This window comes from Rhodococcus sp. IEGM 1366, from assembly GCF_033142425.1.
Classification (GTDB): domain Bacteria; phylum Actinomycetota; class Actinomycetes; order Mycobacteriales; family Mycobacteriaceae; genus Rhodococcus_F; species Rhodococcus_F globerula.
Genome location: NZ_JAWLRZ010000002.1, coordinates 509,159 through 524,835 on the forward strand (window position 1 = coordinate 509,159; position 15,677 = coordinate 524,835).

General features: G+C 61.5%; 16 protein-coding genes. 9 read left to right on the forward strand and 7 right to left on the reverse strand.

What is annotated here, in order from left to right:
* Positions 1-37: 37 nt before the first annotated feature.
* Positions 38-268 carry a hypothetical protein gene (locus R4P64_RS08350; RefSeq protein WP_033230985.1) on the reverse strand — a complete coding sequence of 77 codons (231 nt, stop codon included), beginning with the start codon at positions 266-268 and terminating at the stop codon, positions 38-40.
* A gap of 172 nt (positions 269-440) precedes the next feature.
* On the opposite strand from R4P64_RS08350, the gene R4P64_RS08355 reads away from it, so the two are divergent.
* Positions 441-875: a nitroreductase family deazaflavin-dependent oxidoreductase gene (locus R4P64_RS08355; protein WP_033230984.1), complete on the forward strand. Its 435-nt coding sequence runs from the start codon at positions 441-443 to the stop codon at positions 873-875.
* A 15-nt stretch (positions 876-890) separates the two neighbouring features.
* Positions 891-2,666, forward strand: coding sequence for a pyruvate dehydrogenase (locus R4P64_RS08360; RefSeq protein ID WP_317820224.1), 1,776 nt, complete (start codon positions 891-893; stop codon positions 2,664-2,666).
* Here R4P64_RS08360 and R4P64_RS08365 read toward each other — a convergent pair.
* Positions 2,650-3,378, reverse strand: coding sequence for an IclR family transcriptional regulator (locus R4P64_RS08365; protein WP_317541637.1), 729 nt, complete (start codon positions 3,376-3,378; stop codon positions 2,650-2,652). The genes R4P64_RS08360 and R4P64_RS08365 overlap by 17 nt on opposite strands.
* An 83-nt stretch (positions 3,379-3,461) precedes the next feature.
* Here R4P64_RS08365 and R4P64_RS08370 point away from each other — a divergent pair, with 83 nt between their 5' ends.
* Both R4P64_RS08370 and ilvA read left to right on the forward strand, forming a co-directional pair.
* Complete coding sequence (locus R4P64_RS08370; RefSeq protein ID WP_317541639.1) at positions 3,462-4,709, forward strand: phytanoyl-CoA dioxygenase family protein; 1,248 nt, start codon at positions 3,462-3,464, stop codon at positions 4,707-4,709.
* Positions 4,710-4,763: 54 nt separating this feature from the next.
* On the forward strand, positions 4,764-6,119 hold the full coding sequence (gene ilvA, locus R4P64_RS08375; protein ID WP_317820225.1) for a threonine ammonia-lyase IlvA: 1,356 nt from the start codon (positions 4,764-4,766) through the stop codon (positions 6,117-6,119).
* A gap of 19 nt (positions 6,120-6,138) precedes the next feature.
* Here ilvA and R4P64_RS08380 read toward each other — a convergent pair whose 3' ends face one another.
* Entirely contained in the window at positions 6,139-6,660 is a 522-nt protein-coding gene (locus tag R4P64_RS08380) for a TetR/AcrR family transcriptional regulator (RefSeq protein ID WP_317541642.1), read from the reverse strand.
* Between the two features lie 141 nt (positions 6,661-6,801).
* Between R4P64_RS08380 and R4P64_RS08385 the strand changes: the two genes are divergently transcribed.
* Complete coding sequence (locus R4P64_RS08385; RefSeq protein WP_317820227.1) at positions 6,802-8,346, forward strand: MFS transporter; 1,545 nt, start codon at positions 6,802-6,804, stop codon at positions 8,344-8,346.
* A 26-nt stretch (positions 8,347-8,372) separates the two neighbouring features.
* Here the strand turns inward: R4P64_RS08385 and treZ are convergent, their stop codons facing one another.
* Positions 8,373-10,094, reverse strand: a complete 1,722-nt coding sequence (gene treZ, locus R4P64_RS08390) for a malto-oligosyltrehalose trehalohydrolase (protein WP_317820229.1) — start codon at positions 10,092-10,094, stop codon at positions 8,373-8,375.
* 63 nt (positions 10,095-10,157) lie between these two features.
* Positions 10,158-12,149 carry an MFS transporter gene (locus R4P64_RS08395; protein WP_258956811.1) on the reverse strand — a complete coding sequence of 664 codons (1,992 nt, stop codon included), beginning with the start codon at positions 12,147-12,149 and terminating at the stop codon, positions 10,158-10,160.
* A 174-nt stretch (positions 12,150-12,323) separates the two neighbouring features.
* Here R4P64_RS08395 and R4P64_RS08400 point away from each other — a divergent pair, with 174 nt between their 5' ends.
* The 3 genes from R4P64_RS08400 to R4P64_RS08410 all read left to right on the forward strand — a co-directional run bounded on the left by R4P64_RS08400 (position 12,324) and on the right by R4P64_RS08410 (position 13,629).
* Positions 12,324-12,512 (forward strand): DUF1918 domain-containing protein, encoded by a 189-nt coding sequence (locus R4P64_RS08400; RefSeq protein ID WP_033230977.1) that lies wholly within the window; start codon positions 12,324-12,326, stop codon positions 12,510-12,512.
* Positions 12,513-12,589: 77 nt separating this feature from the next.
* Complete coding sequence (locus R4P64_RS08405) at positions 12,590-13,219, forward strand: TetR/AcrR family transcriptional regulator (protein ID WP_033230976.1); 630 nt, start codon at positions 12,590-12,592, stop codon at positions 13,217-13,219.
* Between the two features lie 56 nt (positions 13,220-13,275).
* A complete protein-coding gene (locus R4P64_RS08410; RefSeq protein ID WP_092800644.1) occupies positions 13,276-13,629 on the forward strand; it encodes a PLD nuclease N-terminal domain-containing protein in 354 nt (117 codons plus the stop codon).
* A gap of 34 nt (positions 13,630-13,663) precedes the next feature.
* Here R4P64_RS08410 and R4P64_RS08415 read toward each other — a convergent pair whose 3' ends face one another.
* Positions 13,664-14,257, reverse strand: coding sequence for a TetR/AcrR family transcriptional regulator (locus R4P64_RS08415; protein WP_317820235.1), 594 nt, complete (start codon positions 14,255-14,257; stop codon positions 13,664-13,666).
* Between the two features lie 55 nt (positions 14,258-14,312).
* Here R4P64_RS08415 and R4P64_RS08420 point away from each other — a divergent pair, with 55 nt between their 5' ends.
* Entirely contained in the window at positions 14,313-14,741 is a 429-nt protein-coding gene (locus tag R4P64_RS08420; protein ID WP_317820237.1) for a PaaI family thioesterase, read from the forward strand.
* Positions 14,742-14,749: 8 nt separating this feature from the next.
* Here R4P64_RS08420 and R4P64_RS08425 read toward each other — a convergent pair whose 3' ends face one another.
* Positions 14,750-15,673, reverse strand: a complete 924-nt coding sequence (locus tag R4P64_RS08425; protein WP_317541655.1) for an NADP-dependent oxidoreductase — start codon at positions 15,671-15,673, stop codon at positions 14,750-14,752.
* Positions 15,674-15,677 lie beyond the last annotated feature (4 nt).

Sequence of the window (15,677 nt, forward strand, 5' to 3'; positions counted from 1 at the left end):
ACGTTTGTGTATGTCCTGAAAGAGCGAAGCGAGAGACTTAGCTGCGGGAGTAGAAATTTCTGCGAACCCACCACGTAACCACCGTCGCGGCGGCGGCGATGAGGACTGCCGGCTGCATGGACGTCGTGATAGCAAGGGTGGCAACAAAGACGACCAGACCGATTGCCAGCGCTTCGAGTTTGTACAGCGGCCACAGTGTGCCGGCGATGTCGACGCTGTTGTCGGTGCTCCGACGTGACACGCGAGTGTCGAAACCTGCGGTTGTCATGAGGTCACCCACCGTCTCTGTCGTCTCTGTGGTCCGTTCTGGACTTTAAGGGTATCCAGATAGCTGGTTTCGGGCAAGCGAACTTTATTGATGGGTGCATCACTGTATCGATCACCGTGCAGTGTGCGTGTTGCGGTGGCCAAGGTCAGACAGTCGGTGTTCACTTGTACCCATGCCAATTACAGGTGAATACGAACCCAGTCCCGCTACGTGGGCAGCAGATCAGGTCGAGCAGATCGAGAGCTCCGGTGGCACCGAGGGGAACGAACTCAACGGGATGGCCGTTGTCATCCTCACGACCATCGGCGCAAAGTCCGGCAAGGTGCGCAAGACGCCGTTGATGCGTGTCGAGCATGACGGGAAGTACGCCGTTGTGGCGTCCTTGGGAGGCGCGCCCAAGAACCCCGTCTGGTACTACAACGTCAAGGCAAATCCGAATGTCACGTTGCGTGATGCGACGCAGGTCTTCGACATGGTTGCGCGTGAGGTAACGGGCGACGAAAAGGCGATCTGGTGGGAGCGCGCAGTTGCGGCATTCCCCGACTACGCGAACTATCAGAAGAAGACCGACCGAGAGATTCCGGTGTTCGTGCTCGAACCCAAGTAGATCTACGGAGGCCCGATGAGTCCGAAATCTGTTGCAGATCAATTGGTTCAACAGCTCGTGGATGCCGGGGTTTCCCGGATCTACGGCATCGTGGGAGACAGTCTCAATCCTGTGGTGGACGCCGTGCGGCGCACTGGTGGCTCTGCCAAGGGTGGTATCGACTGGATTCATGTTCGTCACGAGGAGGCGGCCGCGTTCGCGGCTGCGGCCGACGCCCAGATCACCGGCGAGTTGGCCGTGTGTGCGGGCTCGTGTGGACCGGGAAATCTGCACCTGATCAACGGGCTCTACGACGCACATCGCTCGGGCGCGCCGGTCCTGGCGATTGCGTCGCACATTCCGAGTGCTCAGATCGGCATGGGTTATTTCCAGGAAACCCATCCTGAGCGAATTTTCATCGAGTGTTCGAGCTATACCGAACTGATCAGCACCGCAGCGCAGGCGCCGCGTGTTGTTCAGTCCGCAATCACGCACGCGGTCGCCCGAAGCGGCGTATCCGTGATCGTTCTCCCCGGCGATATCGCGGACTGCCCGGTCGAGGGTGAACCGCCGACGCTGGTCGCAACTCGTCGTCCGACGCTGGTGCCAGACGCGGGTGACGTGCGCGCCCTGGCAGATGTGATCAACGCGTCGCGGAAGGTGGCGATCTTTGCCGGAGCCGGCGTGCGAGGTGCCCGCGACGAAGTGCTCGCGCTGGCCGAGGCGGTCGGCGCTCCGATCGGGCACTCCCTCCGCGGTAAGGAGTGGATTCAGTTCGACAATCCGTATGACGTGGGCATGACCGGGCTGCTCGGATACGGCGCGGCGCACGACGGTATGCACGGGGCCGACTTGTTGCTGCTGATCGGCACAGACTTTCCGTATGATCAGTTTCTGCCGCACACCGTTCGGACTGCTCAGATCGATTCTGTCGCAGAGAAATTGGGGCGTCGAACCAGCCTTGATCTTGCGGTGCACGGAGATGTCGCTGCGACACTGGCAGCGTTGATACCTCAGGTGGACCGGAAGTCGGATCGAGCGTTCCTCGACGACATGCTCGAGGTGCACAGAACATTGATGACCAAAGTTGTCGGCGCGTACACCGATCCGGTGAAACAGCGCACCCCGATTCACCCCGAGTACGCGGCGTCGATCCTCGACGATCTTGCCGCCGAGGATGCGATCTTCACCGCGGACACCGGTATGTGCAACGTGTGGACGGCGCGGTATCTCACTCCCAACGGATCGCGGCGATTCCTGTCGTCGGCCCTGCACGGTTCCATGGCTAATGCGTTGCCACACGCGATGGGTGCGCAGTGGGCGAGTCATGGCCGACAGGTTATTTCGGTCTCCGGTGACGGCGGTCTGTCGATGCTGCTGGGCGAGTTGGTGACTGTGGCGATGTACAAGTTGCCGGTCAAGATCGTGGTGTTCAACAACTCGACGCTCGGCATGGTCAAGCTCGAAATGCTGGTGGACGGCTTGCCTGATTTCGGAGTCGACGTTCCCGCTGTCGACTATGCGGGCGTCGCCGCTGCGCTGGGAATCTACTCGCGACGGATCGAGAATCCTGCTGACATCGAATCAGGTTTACGTGAGGCACTCGATCACGACGGTCCGGCGTTGGTCGACCTTGTGACGGATCCGTTGGCATTGTCGTTGCCGCCCACCATAACCGGTGGTCAGGTCAAGGGCTTCGCTCTCGCGATGTCGAAGATGGTGATGAACGGTGGCGTCGGCGAGGCCGTGCAGATGGCAAAGTCGAATCTGCGGAATGTGCCGCGTCCGTCGCAGTTCAACCCGAGAGGGTAGGTCGGCGTTCGGCTTGCCAGGATTCCGCAAGCCGCGCGACCAATTCTCCGTGTTGCTGCATCAACTCGGGTTGAAAGCGGCTGGCCGGGGCGCACAGCACCAGCGCTGCAACCGGTAGGCCGTCGGAGCGCCGCAAGGCAGCCCCGACGGCTCGTGTGCCGTCGAATCCCTCGCCGTCGTTCTGTGCCCAGCCGCGCGCTCGGACTGCCGCGAGGGCAGAGTCGGTCAGGCTGGGATCAATGCGCCGCCACGGGACGAGCTCGTGGGCGGGTAGGTGGGCGGCGATAGCGCGCAGCGCCGAACTGGTACGCGCGGGCATCTCGGTCCCCACGGTTACGGACGCTCTGAGAGTCTGTCGGCTTTCGGCGGAATCGACGATCATCAGACGATTGCCGTCTGGCACGACGAGCATCGACATTTCCCCGGATTGGTCACGAGCTGCCTCGAGTAGTGGGCGTGTACCGGCCACAAGAGTTGTGGCTGCGGACTCCCGGATGGTGGGGAGTATCGCCGGCGAGATGCTCCACCGGCCGTCTTCGGTGCGCTCGAGCCACCGAGCGGAGTGCAGCGTGATCGCCAGTCGGTGTGCGGCACTTTTGTCGATCCCAATGTCGCGAGCGAGGTCGCTGACTCCGACGGGCTGCATGCGAGCGATTGCCTCGAACAGGCGGCATGCGTTATGGACTGACTGGATTTCCTTGACGGAGGACATGAAACCACCCTAAGGTCACTATATAACACAATCGTGTTGCAGAGTAACACAGGTCGAAGAAAATGCTGCCAAGAGGGGTGCTTGTGGGTACGGACAAGCTGGGAACCGGCCTTCCGTGGGTCGAAGCGATTGCGGATTCGTTCCCGCGGTATTCGTGTGAGACGTTCCATACGGTCGAGCTACCAGCGCTGAACGCAGAAAACGGCAGGCTGGTTGTCGACGACTTGGCCGATGTGCCCCCGCTGGCCTTCCGCGTAGACGGTCTGACAATCACGTGGATCGCCACGGCGGACGGCATCGAAGCGGTCGAAGGTGACGCGAATGCCGCGACACTCGTCGAACTCGACGATGCGACGTTCTCCGCATTTCTGCATGAACTCCTGACGGCCAGTGGGTCGGTTCGTACCGGCCGGGCAAAGCTTGTGCGGGGCACAGTGGCGAGCTGGAAACGATGGGAACCGGCAACGCGGGCATTGATAACAGGTCGACCGATCTACACCGAAGCCGTCTGGGACACGTTGATCGATCGTGACGGCACTCCGCTCGATCTGCATCGACGGTTCCCGGTGGACGGTGATCGCGACGAAATGCGCCATTTTCTCGCCACGGCGGGGTTCCTCCATGTCAAAGGGGTGTACACGCCGGAGGAGATCTCGACGCTGCGCGACGAAGTCGAATTCGTGCGGTCCAAGACAACCCCAGGGGATCCGTTTTCGTGGTGGTCCGTCAACGCGGATGGCGAAGAAGTGGTTACTCGCGTCAACTACCTCGGTCGCTATTCGCAAGTGCTGCAAGATCTTTGCTTCGAACCTCGGCTGACCGAGTGGGCGCGCTTGGGAAACCCAGCTTTTCGCGTGTGTGACGACCGCCTGGACGGGCCGATGGTTTTCATCAAATCGTCCAACGTGGTCAAGGGTGACGGAGACCTCGGCTGGCACGTCGACGACGGTATCGGTGGGCATCCGGTTCTGTGTCCTCTCATCCAAGGCGGAATTCAGCTCGACTACGCAAATCCCGAGAATGGTCAACTCATGGTCCTGGCGGGATCGCATCGTTACGCCAACCATTGGCGTAAGTGGGGAGAGGAAGGAAACCTGCCGGTGACGAAGCTCGAAACAGAGCCAGGCGACCTCACACTTCACTTTGGCGACGTCATGCACAGCACCCCGCCGCCCACCGGTCCCGACGCTGGTCGGCGGGCTCTGTACTACAAGTTCTCCGAGGAGAAGACCTTCCGATGGGTGCCCTCGGGATGTCACTACAACGACGCACTGTTCCGTGCTGACGAGGACGGGACGGTTTCAGCGCGCGCGGCCACCCAGCGCGCATGAGGGGGGAGGTGACCGCGATGGAAACCTTGCGCTCGGACGTGCAAAAATGGCGGAGTGTCTAACTCGCCCGATGTCGTAGCTACCAAGTCCACTCTGCCCGCGCTCGATGCGCGGGAAATTGACGCGGCCATCGAGCGAATTCAGAACGTTATTGCGGCTACACCCCTGCAGTACAGCGAGCGTCTGTCCGCGCTGACCGGTGCCAAGGTCTACCTCAAGCGTGAGGACCTGCAGGGTGTTCGCTCGTACAAGATCCGCGGTGCCTACAACCTCATGTCACAGCTGACGGAGGCGGAACGAGCCGCCGGTGCCGTAACGGCCAGTGCCGGAAATCATGCACAGGGTGTTGCGTACGCGTGCCGCACAATGCAGATCCGCGGACGGATCTACGTTCCGGCTAACACTCCGAAGCAGAAGCGTGACCGAATCCGCGCTCACGGCGGCGATTTTGTCGAACTCTTCATGGTGGGTGAAACGTACGACGCTGCCGCCGCAGCTGCGGCCGAGGATGTCGCCAGGACCGGTGCCACGATGGTTCCGCCGTTTGACGATGTGCGTACCGCTGCGGGTCAGGGAACTATTGCCGCCGAAATCCTGCAGCAACTGGACGCCCCCCTCGACGCGATTGTTGTTCCGGTTGGTGGCGGTGGGTGCATCGCCGGTATTGCCACGTACCTGCACGAGCGTTCTCCGAAGACGTCGATCGTGGGTATCGAACCTTCGGGTGCGGCATCCATGACAGCTGCCCTGGTTGCCGGTGCGCCTGTGACGCTGCCGGTGGTCGATCCGTTTGTGGACGGTGCGGCGGTCAAGCGGATCGGTGATGTTCCGTTCGAGGTCGTATCGCGGTTCGGCGCTGCCGTGGTCTCGCATGCGTCGTTGCCGTTGGTCGCCAAGCAGTTGTCCGCGATTCCCGGGACCGGATCATTTGTCGTGAACCAGATCGACGAAGGTGCCATCTGCACGGCGATGCTCGAGATCTACCAGAACGAGGGCATCATCGCCGAACCTGCGGGAGCGCTTTCCGTTGCGGCCCTTCAGAATTTGACGCTCGAACCTGGTTCCACCGTGGTGTGCTTGATCTCGGGCGGCAACAACGACGTTTCCCGTTACGGCGAGATCCTCGAGCGCTCGCTGGTGCATCTGGGTCTCAAGCACTACTTCCTGGTGGACTTCCCGCAGGAGCCGGGGGCGTTGCGTCGTTTCCTGTCCGAGGTACTCGGCCCGGACGACGACATCGCGTTGTTCGAGTACGTCAAGCGCAACAACCGTGAGACGGGTGCTGCCTTGGTCGGTATCGAACTGGGCTCGGCCGACGGTTTGGCATCGTTGCTCGAACGGATGGAGCGGGCGCCGATGCAGTCCGAGCGACTAGAGCCGGGTAGCCCGGCTTATCGGTATCTGACATAACACTTCATGCGCCGGGTGGTCAGGGCAGTAGACGCTCGACCACCTGGCGATGGAGTTCGGGATCGGGCTGGGGGAGTCCGAGCATTGCGGCGAGGTAGAGGCCATCGCCCACGAGGCGGATGATTTCCGCTTGAACGGGATCGGAGATCTCGGCTTGTAGTCCCTGATCCCAGCTGCGCATCACGTCGGTGACGGCTTTCTGGATTTCGTCGTGCTGTCCGTCGACGGTGCGTAGTGCAGCGATGATCGATCGGAATAGTGATAGTTCTTCGTGTTCGGTCACTTCCGGGATCTGGAGGTAGAACTCGCTTGCGGAGGTTCCGCCGGCAACAGCATCCGCAAGTTGCTGATCGGAACGTTCGCCGAGTCTGCGAACCATGGCCGCGAGGAGAGCTTCCTTACTCGGGAAGTGGTACAGAAGCCCGCCTTTGGACACTCCTGCTTGTGCGGCGACTGCCTCGAGGGTGACCTGTGCGACCCCGTTGACCAGCAGTAACTTCTCCAGTGCGTCGAGAATGCGATCGCGTGTGCCTTCAGCCATGTGATGAAACTGTACCGGGAAATAACTTTACCGCCCAGACGGTTGACTGTTAGTGTTGTCATCACTGTACCGGCTGGACGGTTCAGTGAAATTCTGTTCAGTGAATGCGTAGTCGACTCACGGAAAGTTGCGAGAAGAGCCATGTCAGTGTCGGCAGATCACACGTCTGCAATCAATCCCGAGGACGTTCGGGCAACAAAACGTGACTGGGCAGGACTGGTGGTCCTGGCCTTTGCCGTGTTGCTCATCGCGGTGGACGGCACAGTGCTCGATCTGGCGCTCCCGTTCATCAGCGCGGACCTGGAACCGAGTAGCACACAGTTGCTCTGGATCATCGACGTCTATTCGTTCATCCTTGCCGGTCTCCTGATCACGATGGGTACACTCGGCGACCGCATCGGACGGCGAAAGCTGTTGCTGATCGGTGCTTTCGGCTTTGGTCTGGCTTCGGTTGTCGCGGCCGTTTCCACAAGTCCGGAGATGCTGATCGGTGCCCGCGTGCTGCAGGGTATTTCCGGTGCGACGCTCATGCCCGCGACGCTCGGTCTGATCCGCACCATTTTCGTCAACCCGCGCCAGCGCACCGAAGCCATCGGCATCTGGGGCGCGATGGCCGGCGGTGGTACGGCAGCCGGACCACTGATCGGTGGGTGGATGCTCGAGCATTTCTGGTGGGGATCGGTGTTCCTGATCAACATTCCGGTCATGATCGCACTTCTCGCGCTCGGCCCGATTCTGATCCCGGAGTCCAAGGATCCCAACCCGGGTCGATTCGACCTGGTCAGCGCCGCATTGTCGATGGCCACGATGCTTCCGCTGGTTTACGCGGTCAAGGAATCCGTGGTGCACGGTATTGATCTGACGATGCTGGGAATTGCCGCGTTCGGTCTTGCCTCGGGTGTTGCGTTTGTCCGTCGTCAGCGCAGTCTGAAGGATCCGATGCTGGATCTGAAACTGTTCTCCAACCCGTCGTTCACCACGGCGGTTCTAACCAACCTGCTCTCGATCTTCGCGCTGGCCGGTGTGCTGTTCTTCGGCTCGCAGTACCTGCAGTTGGTCCTCGGCAACGGTGCGTTCGACGCAGGTCTGCTCATGCTGCCCGGCATGTTGCTCAGTGCTTTTACTGCCGTCGCCGCAGCCTGGCTGGTTCGACGTTGGACAGTGACTCAGGTGCTCAGTGCCGGTCTGATCATCGCTGGTATCGGCGCGGCGATGTTGCTGGCACTCGGTGTCGACAGCGGACCACTGGCATTCGTCGCGGGCTTCGGTCTGGTTGGCGCAGGTGTCGGTATTGCACTGACGCTGACCTCGGACCTGGTGGTCAGTTCTGTCGAGCCGGAGCGAGCCGGTGCAGCCTCGGCAGTGTCGGAAACTGCGTACGAGCTGGGTATCGCACTCGGTGTCGCGATCCTCGGCAGTGTGGTCATGGCGATTTTCCGTAAGGGAATCGACACGTCCATGCTCGACGCGGATCAGGCGCATGCGGCGCAGGGCACACTCGGCGGCGCCATTCAGGAAGCCGCTCACCTGCCTGGCGACGCGGGCTCGGTGCTGGTCGATTCCGCGAAGTCGGCGTTTGTCGACGGTATGCATGTGGCGACCGGTGCGACCGCGCTCGTACTGTTCATCTGTGCGGCGCTGGTTCTGCGGATGCTGCGGAGTACACCAGAGAACGCGAAGCGTTAACGCATGAAACAGCAGAACGCGAAGCGTTAGTTCTCAAGAACGACAAATGAATAGCCAGGTACAACTGTTGCGGACGCGGTCTCGTCCTGCGTCGGTCGATCCCACCAGAGAATGGGGGTTCCGCCGGCCGGGACGTGGGCCGCGTCCGGTCCAAGATTGCAGGCAATCTGTAAGGTGCCGCGGCGCAGCGTTATCCACTGCTTGTCCTCGTCGTAGTCGACATGAAGGTGTCCGAGCCACGGGTCGGTGAGGTCACTTCGGCTCTTGCGCAACGCAATCAGATCGCGGTAGCACGCCAGGATTCGTTTGTGCGGCAGCTCGGTAAACTCGTCCCAGTTCAGTTTCGATCGCAGGAATGTCCGGGGGTCTTGCGGATCCGGGATGTCCTCGGTGTTCCAACCGTGGGCCGCAAACTCCGCTTTGCGTCCCTGGGCGGTTGCCTCGCCCAGTTCGGGCTCCGGATGCGAGGTGAAGAACTGGAAAGGTGTTGACGCACCCCATTCTTCGCCCATGAACAGCATCGGCGTGTAAGGGGAGAGCAAAACGAGCGCGGCCTTGACGGCCAGCTGTCCTGGCGTCAGGTAGGCGCTCGGACGGTCTCCGAGTGCACGATTTCCGATTTGATCGTGCGTGCACGTGTAGGCCAGCAGCGCACTTGCCGGCTGATGCGTGATGTCGATGGGGCGGCCGTGGACCCGTCCGCGGAACGACGAGTATGTGCCCGCGTGAAAGAAACCGCGGCGCAACGTGTTCGCGAGTGTTTCCAGTGAACCGAAATCCGCGTAATAGCCCTGACGCTCACCGGAGACTGCCGTGTGGATTGCATGGTGAATGTCGTCGTCCCACTGTGCGCTGAGGCCGAATCCTCCCGCCGCCCGCGCGGTGATCAGGGTGGCGTCGTTGAGGTCGCTTTCGGCAATCAGTGTCAGCGGCCGGCCGAGGTGGGTGGACAGCGTTTCGGTACGGACGGCAAGTTCCTCGAGGATGTGGGTGCCGGTGTGATCGACCAGCGCGTGGACGGCGTCGAGGCGGAGGCCATCGATATGGAATTCACGCATCCAGCGCAGTGCGTTCTCGATGATGTACTCGCGTACTTCACCGGACTGCGGACCACCGATATTGATGGTGCGCCCCCATGTGTTGGCTCCGTCGGTGAGGTACGGGCCAAAGCGTTCGAGATAGTTGCCCGACGGGCCGAGGTGGTTGTAGACCACGTCCAGGAGAACGCCCAGTCCGCGCTGATGTGCTGCATTCACCAAGCGCTGCAACCCATCCGGGCCGCCGTACGCCTCGTGGACGGTGTACCAGAGAACGCCGTCGTAACCCCAGTTGTGAGTTCCGTTGAAGCCGTTCACCGGCATGATCTCCAGGAACCCGATTCCCAGATTCACCAGGTGATCGAGGCGCTCGATCGCGGCGTCGAATGTTCCCTCGGGAGTGAAGGTTCCGATGTGAAGTTCGTAGACCGACGAGCCTGCGAGTTGACGCCCTGTCCAGGCGCTATCGGACCACGCAGCGTGGTCGAGGGTATGCAGTTGTGAGCGTTGGTGAACCCCGTCGGGTTGGCGCGGGGAACGCGGATCGGGAAGGGTTGCCCCTTCGACGACGAAGCCGTAGCGAGCATCCTCGGTGCACTCGACAGCGGCGCGCCACCAGCCGTCGGAATCCCGTGTCATCGCGTGAACTACGCCGTCGACGTCGACCTGTACTGATTCCGGCGTGGGCGCCCAGACCTCGAATGTGTGCACGGCATCAGCATGCCTGGTTTTGCCCGGTTGTGCCGCGCACTCGGATTTGACTGTGCCGCGCACTCAGACGCGACTCGGTACCGGGAGCTGTTCCAACGGCACGTCGAAGTCGACGGACGTCGATTGCGCGATCACGGCAATCTGTCTGGCTTGCGAGCCTGCTCCGTCGTCGGCGAGTGCCGTGAGGATGTACCGGCCCGACGAGGGGAGCGCGATTCCGTACCGTCCGGCGTGGTCGGTGAGGGTGGAGGCCACGAATTCGCCGGTCGGTTTGGTCAGCGTGATCACGGTTCCGGAGGTCAGTAGGCCGGCAATGGTGACCTGTCCGGAGATGGTCAGTCGTTCGCCCAACATCACGGTATGTGTTGATTCCGCATTATCGAAGCGTATGACCTGCGACGTCGGTGACCATCCGTCAGCACTGGTCACCACGAGATAGCGCCCGGGTTCGGGCAATGCCAGTGAGAAGACTCCCTCGTTGTCGGCGCGACTCCAGTCCACGGGCGACCCGGCCATGTCCATGACGGTGACGACGGCTTGCTTGACCGGGCGCTTGTCGGCACGAATCACACGCCCTGCCACGACGATGTCGTTGTCGGTGGAGGGGATTTCGAAGCCCTCGGGCGTGACGGGACGTACGGCAGATTCGGGCTTGGCGCCGTAACGCGGAATGAAGGCCGCTGCGGCCAGGGCGGCGACGGCAGCAAGGGCAGCGAGCCAGAAGATGTTCTTGAACGCGTCGAGCGACGGCAGTCCGGCGCCGGGACCGGACGGGATCACCAATGCTGTGAGCATCGCGGCAACTACGGCGCTCGACATCGAGGTGCCCACGGAACGCAGGAGCGAGTTGAGTCCGTTCGCCGACGCGGTTTCCGTGATGGGCACCGACCGCATGATCAGCATGGGCATCGCGGAGTAGGCGATGGCCGTGCCGATGCTGACGACGGCGGCACTGATCACGATCAGCGGAATAGAACCGGTGAGGAAGACGCGGGCCACATACGCTCCGGCGAGCACCACCGCGCCGACCATCAGCGTTGTCTTGGCTCCGAATCGTTTGGTGATTTTCGCGGATACCGGTGCGAAGAAGACCATGGCGAGACCCGCTGGGATCATGCAGATTCCGGCTGCCATTACACCGAGTTCGAAGCCGTAGCCGGAGATTTTCGGCATCTGCAGTTGCTGCGTCGTCGACAGATTGTTGGCGTACATGGAGAAACCGACCATGACTGACGCGAGGTTGGTCAGCAAGACCGGGCGTTTGGCCGAGGTCCGCAGGTCGACCATGGGTTGTGTCACGCGAAGCTCGTAAGGGAACCACAGCGCCAGAACGGTGAAGCCGAGCACGAACATCAGGATTGTCGGCTCGCTGGTCCATCCCCACCGCGCTCCCTTGGAGATGGCAAGGAGGAGTGCTGCCAGGGCAACGGACAGCATGACCGCGCCCAGGAAATCGAATTTTCCGCGGGTGCGCACGCTGGATTCGGGAATGACAAGCGCCACTGCGACTATCAGCATCACGCCGACAGCAGCGGAAAGCCAGAATATCGCTTCCCATCCGAACTGTTCGAAGATCAATCCCGATAGCGGCAGGCCTAGCGCGCTGCCGATTCCGAGGGTGGCGCTCATCAGTGCCGTGGCCGATGCGACCTTGTCCTTGGGTAGCTCGTCTCGCATGATGCTGATGCCGACAGGAATCATCGAGATGGCAAATCCCTGCAATCCGCGTCCGATGAGCAGTGTCACAAACGTGCCGCCGGCAGCCGCGATCAGCGACCCGAGGACGATCATCGCCATCGAAATCAGCATCATCCGTCGTTTTCCGAACATGTCGGCCAGGCGCGAGACGATGGGTGTCGCGATCGCACTTGTCAACAGTGTGATCGTGACTAGCCACGAAGCGTCGTCGGAACTGATGCCGAGAATTTTCGGGAAATCGGGGAGGAGCGGAATGACCATCGTCTGCTGTAGGGCGACCACAGTTCCGGAGAGGCAGAGGATTCCGGTGATGAGTCCGCTGGAACGGCGGGCGGCAGGTGCCGAGTGCAGAGCCAAGGTGGGGGCCTTCCTTGACGAGGTGAATGTGCGTTCACCATAGAGTGAACCACTGTTTACCTCGCTGACGCCACGTAATCCGGTGTGGATTTTGTCACCGCGCTGCATCGGGGTTATTCGACGACGCGGTGGGGAACCCGAATTCCGAGTACTCGTCTCGAGGGAGGAATTCACATGCATGCCCAGGTAGGTGATCGTCTACATGTGCAGGGTCGAGTGGTGGGTCAGCCCGAGACGTCGGCTGAGGTGATCGAGGTGCACGGCGAGAACGGCGCTCCGCCGTATCTAGTGCGCTATGACGACGGACATGAAGTTCTGGTGTTCCCGGGCAGTGACGGTTGGATTGATCATCCGAAAAAATAGATCAGACCTGCAATTAATTTATCTGCATCGGCACTGCATTCAATGCAGCTGAAGAAGTGGGCCGCTAGAGTTCTTCTGTGATCGAGAAGCGGCACTATCAATCGAAGGTTCGCGGCGATGCGGCCCGGCGCACGCGTGAATTGATCCGAGATGCCGGAGCTGCGCTCTTTGTCGACAAGGGCTACGTCAGCGCGACGGCCAAGGATATCGCCGACGCCGCGGGTGTCGCCCCTCGCACTGTCTTCACCGCATTTCCCGGGGGCAAGCTCGAGATCTTCGAGGCGGCATTCAGTCATGCGCTCGAAGCGGAGTCGGGCGACGACAGTGCGCCCGTGCGCCGTGACCACTCTGATCCCGACGACGTTCGGAGGTTGGTTGCGCAGATCGTGGAACAGAGCGTCGGTCTGCTCGAACGGGCCGGTCCACTCATGATGACGGCGGTCCAGTCGTCGGGCGCCGACGCCGATATGCGTCGACTGGCCGCGGAATCTTCGGAACAGTCCTTTGCCAATGCCACGTCGATCGCGGAAGGTCTTTCCGAACACGGACTGTTGCGCAATGACATTTCGGTGGACAAGGCGTCGGGCGTTCTCGCGGCCCTGGTCTCGCCGCACGTGCACCAGCAACTGCGGTCGATCGGAGGCTGGAATGTCAACGATTACCGCGAGTGGCTCGAATTCGCGATTCGGACGAATCTAATGTACTAATCGGTCTGTTTTAGCTAGCATGGCGGGAGTTTTTCGAATCTGGGAGGAAATCCAGCGTGCCTTACGCCTTGTTCGGACTCATCACGATGCTGTTGTGGATTTTCTGCATCGTGGACGCCATCACTCGCGACGACGCGTACATCCAGCACTTACCCAAGGTGGTCTGGATTCTGGTGATCATCTTCCTGCCGACGCTCGGGTCGGTTCTGTGGCTGATCGTCGGGCGCGGACATAACGCACCGGCGGGGTACGTCGGATCGACCGGGTACGGCGAATACGAGCGTCCCGGCCGGGCAGTTGCCACCGATCCGGCCGCGGACGAGGAATTCCTCCGACAGTGCCGTGCCCGCGCCGAGGAGCAGCGACGGATCGCGAAGCAGCAGCGTGACGGCGACGCCGGCCGGATATGAGCTACCGATAGCGCTCTCGTTTCCGGTGTCTCGCTCAGGGCACCTTCGCCGCGGCGATCGCGCCATCGAACAGGTCCGCCACCTCGCCGAGGGAGTCGAGAATCGGCTGCCCTGATTGTTCGACACGAGCCCGTACCAGTGAACCCTCCAGTGCCGATACAGCCAGTACCGCAAGCCGTTCCGCCCGAGTGCGTGCGACACCCGATGCGATCAACGAGTCACTCAGTATCGACGACCACTGTCGGTAGACGGCCTGCCCGGCGGCGGTGACGCTCTCCGAATCGGGGGCAAGTTCCAACAGCACCGTCGTGATCGGTGAGCCTTCGTGGAAGTTCGAATCGCTCACCCATCCGACGAGTAACCGGGAGTACTCGCGCAGCAGCGACCCGGCGTCCGGGTTGTTGTCGGCGAGTTCGGTGAGGGTGTTGGCCACCAACTGCCCGCCGACACGGACGACCTCCGTGCCGATCTGCTCTTTGCCGCCGGGAAAGTAGTGGTAGAGCGAACCTTTCGGGGCTCCGCTCGACTTGAGGATCTCGTTGAGCCCGGTCGCCGCGTACCCCTGGCGTCGAAACAGATCGGCCGCTGCTCGAACAAGTGCTTCGCGGTGTTTCGGGGGAGTCGCCACGAGTCGGAGCTTAAACACCACGGCGAGCCATCACAATCTATGTAGACTGGTCTATATGGAAAGTTCCGAGATTCTCGAGCAGTTGCGGGCGGTCAACGCGTCGGCAGCTTTCAACCGGTGGGCCGGATTCGAGGTCGCGGAGGCTGAACCGGGTCGCGTGAGTCTGCGACTCGAGTGGCGTGAGGATCTTGGGCAGTACGCCGGACATCTGCACGCTGCACTGGTTGCGGGGCTTATCGACACCGCGTGCGGATTTGCTGCTTTCACGCAAGTGGGCGTAGTGGCGGCGTCGAACTGCGCGGTCAATTTCGTGAGTCCAGGGGTCGGGACCGCATTTGTCGCCACGGCACGCTCGGTCAAGACCGGGCGCAAGCAGGTATTCGTCACCTCCGAGGTTCATGCCGAACGCGATGGCGAATCGGTGCTCGTCGCGTTCGGCACGACACTTTTGGTGCCACTTGCTCCGGGTTCCGAGGCGAAATAGTCCACACGTCAGGGAATCAGGATGAACTTCCCCGCAGGGTGGGAACTCTGGAGCTCGGCATGAGCCTGGGCGGCGTCGGCCAAGGGAAAAGTCTTGGCGATTTTCACGGTCAAGCGTCCGGCTCCGGCGAGTTCGACGAGTTCGCCCCGGGCCTTCAAGCGAGCTTCGGCACTCTGCGGATTGCCGCCACCGACGGCATTGAATCCGTCGGACTCTGCTCGCCCGAACGCCACGATCGTGACGATGCGGCGCTTATCGGCAACCAGCGCCAGGGAAACGTCGACAGCTTCGTCGGTGCCCGCGGTGTCGAATGCGGCGTCCACTGAACCCAGTTCCCGGACTCGGGCTTCGAGTCCGTCGCCGTAGAGCACCGGTGTCGCGCCCAATGATCGGACGTACTCCTGATTGGATGCGCCGGCGGTTCCGATCACCGTTGCACCGCGAGCGACGGCCAGCTGCACGGCAAGTGATCCGACACCACCGGATGCTCCGTGGATCAATACCGTGTCACCCTCGCTGACGCGGATCGTATCGAGTGCGTCGACAGCGGTCCCGCCAACCAGGAGAAGACCGGCTGCCTGCTCCCAACTGATCGAAGAAGGTTTTGGCGTGACGGACGACGAGGGAACCACAACCTGTTCGGAGTACAGGCCACTTCCCGGGCTGACGATCACTTCGTCGCCGACGGCAACTGTCGTGACATCGGGGCCGATCGCGGACACAACTCCGGCAGCCTCACCCCCGAGATGTATCGGCAGTTTGCTCGGATCGGTTCCCCACGCACCGCTGTAGAGCTTGTAGTCGAAGGGATTGACGCCGATTGCTTTGACGTCGACGCGTACTTCTCCGCGCGCCGGCGGCGGAACCTCCACGTCGATCAGCTTCAGAACATCGGGGTTTCCGTATTTCTGCGCTACCACTGTTTTGGTCATGTGT

Excerpts from the sequence above, each read along its gene's own strand:
- R4P64_RS08350 (WP_033230985.1), bottom strand. The coding sequence starts at position 268 with ATGACAACCGCAGGTTTCGACACTCGCGTGTCACGTCGGAGCACCGAC.
- R4P64_RS08355 (WP_033230984.1), top strand. The coding sequence starts at position 441 with ATGCCAATTACAGGTGAATACGAACCCAGTCCCGCTACGTGGGCAGCA.
- R4P64_RS08360 (WP_317820224.1), top strand. The coding sequence starts at position 891 with ATGAGTCCGAAATCTGTTGCAGATCAATTGGTTCAACAGCTCGTGGAT.
- R4P64_RS08365 (WP_317541637.1), bottom strand. The coding sequence starts at position 3,378 with ATGTCCTCCGTCAAGGAAATCCAGTCAGTCCATAACGCATGCCGCCTG.
- R4P64_RS08380 (WP_317541642.1), bottom strand. The coding sequence starts at position 6,660 with ATGGCTGAAGGCACACGCGATCGCATTCTCGACGCACTGGAGAAGTTA.
- R4P64_RS08385 (WP_317820227.1), top strand. The coding sequence starts at position 6,802 with ATGTCAGTGTCGGCAGATCACACGTCTGCAATCAATCCCGAGGACGTT.
- R4P64_RS08400 (WP_033230977.1), top strand. The coding sequence starts at position 12,324 with ATGCATGCCCAGGTAGGTGATCGTCTACATGTGCAGGGTCGAGTGGTG.
- R4P64_RS08420 (WP_317820237.1), top strand. The coding sequence starts at position 14,313 with ATGGAAAGTTCCGAGATTCTCGAGCAGTTGCGGGCGGTCAACGCGTCG.
- R4P64_RS08425 (WP_317541655.1), bottom strand. The coding sequence starts at position 15,673 with ATGACCAAAACAGTGGTAGCGCAGAAATACGGAAACCCCGATGTTCTG.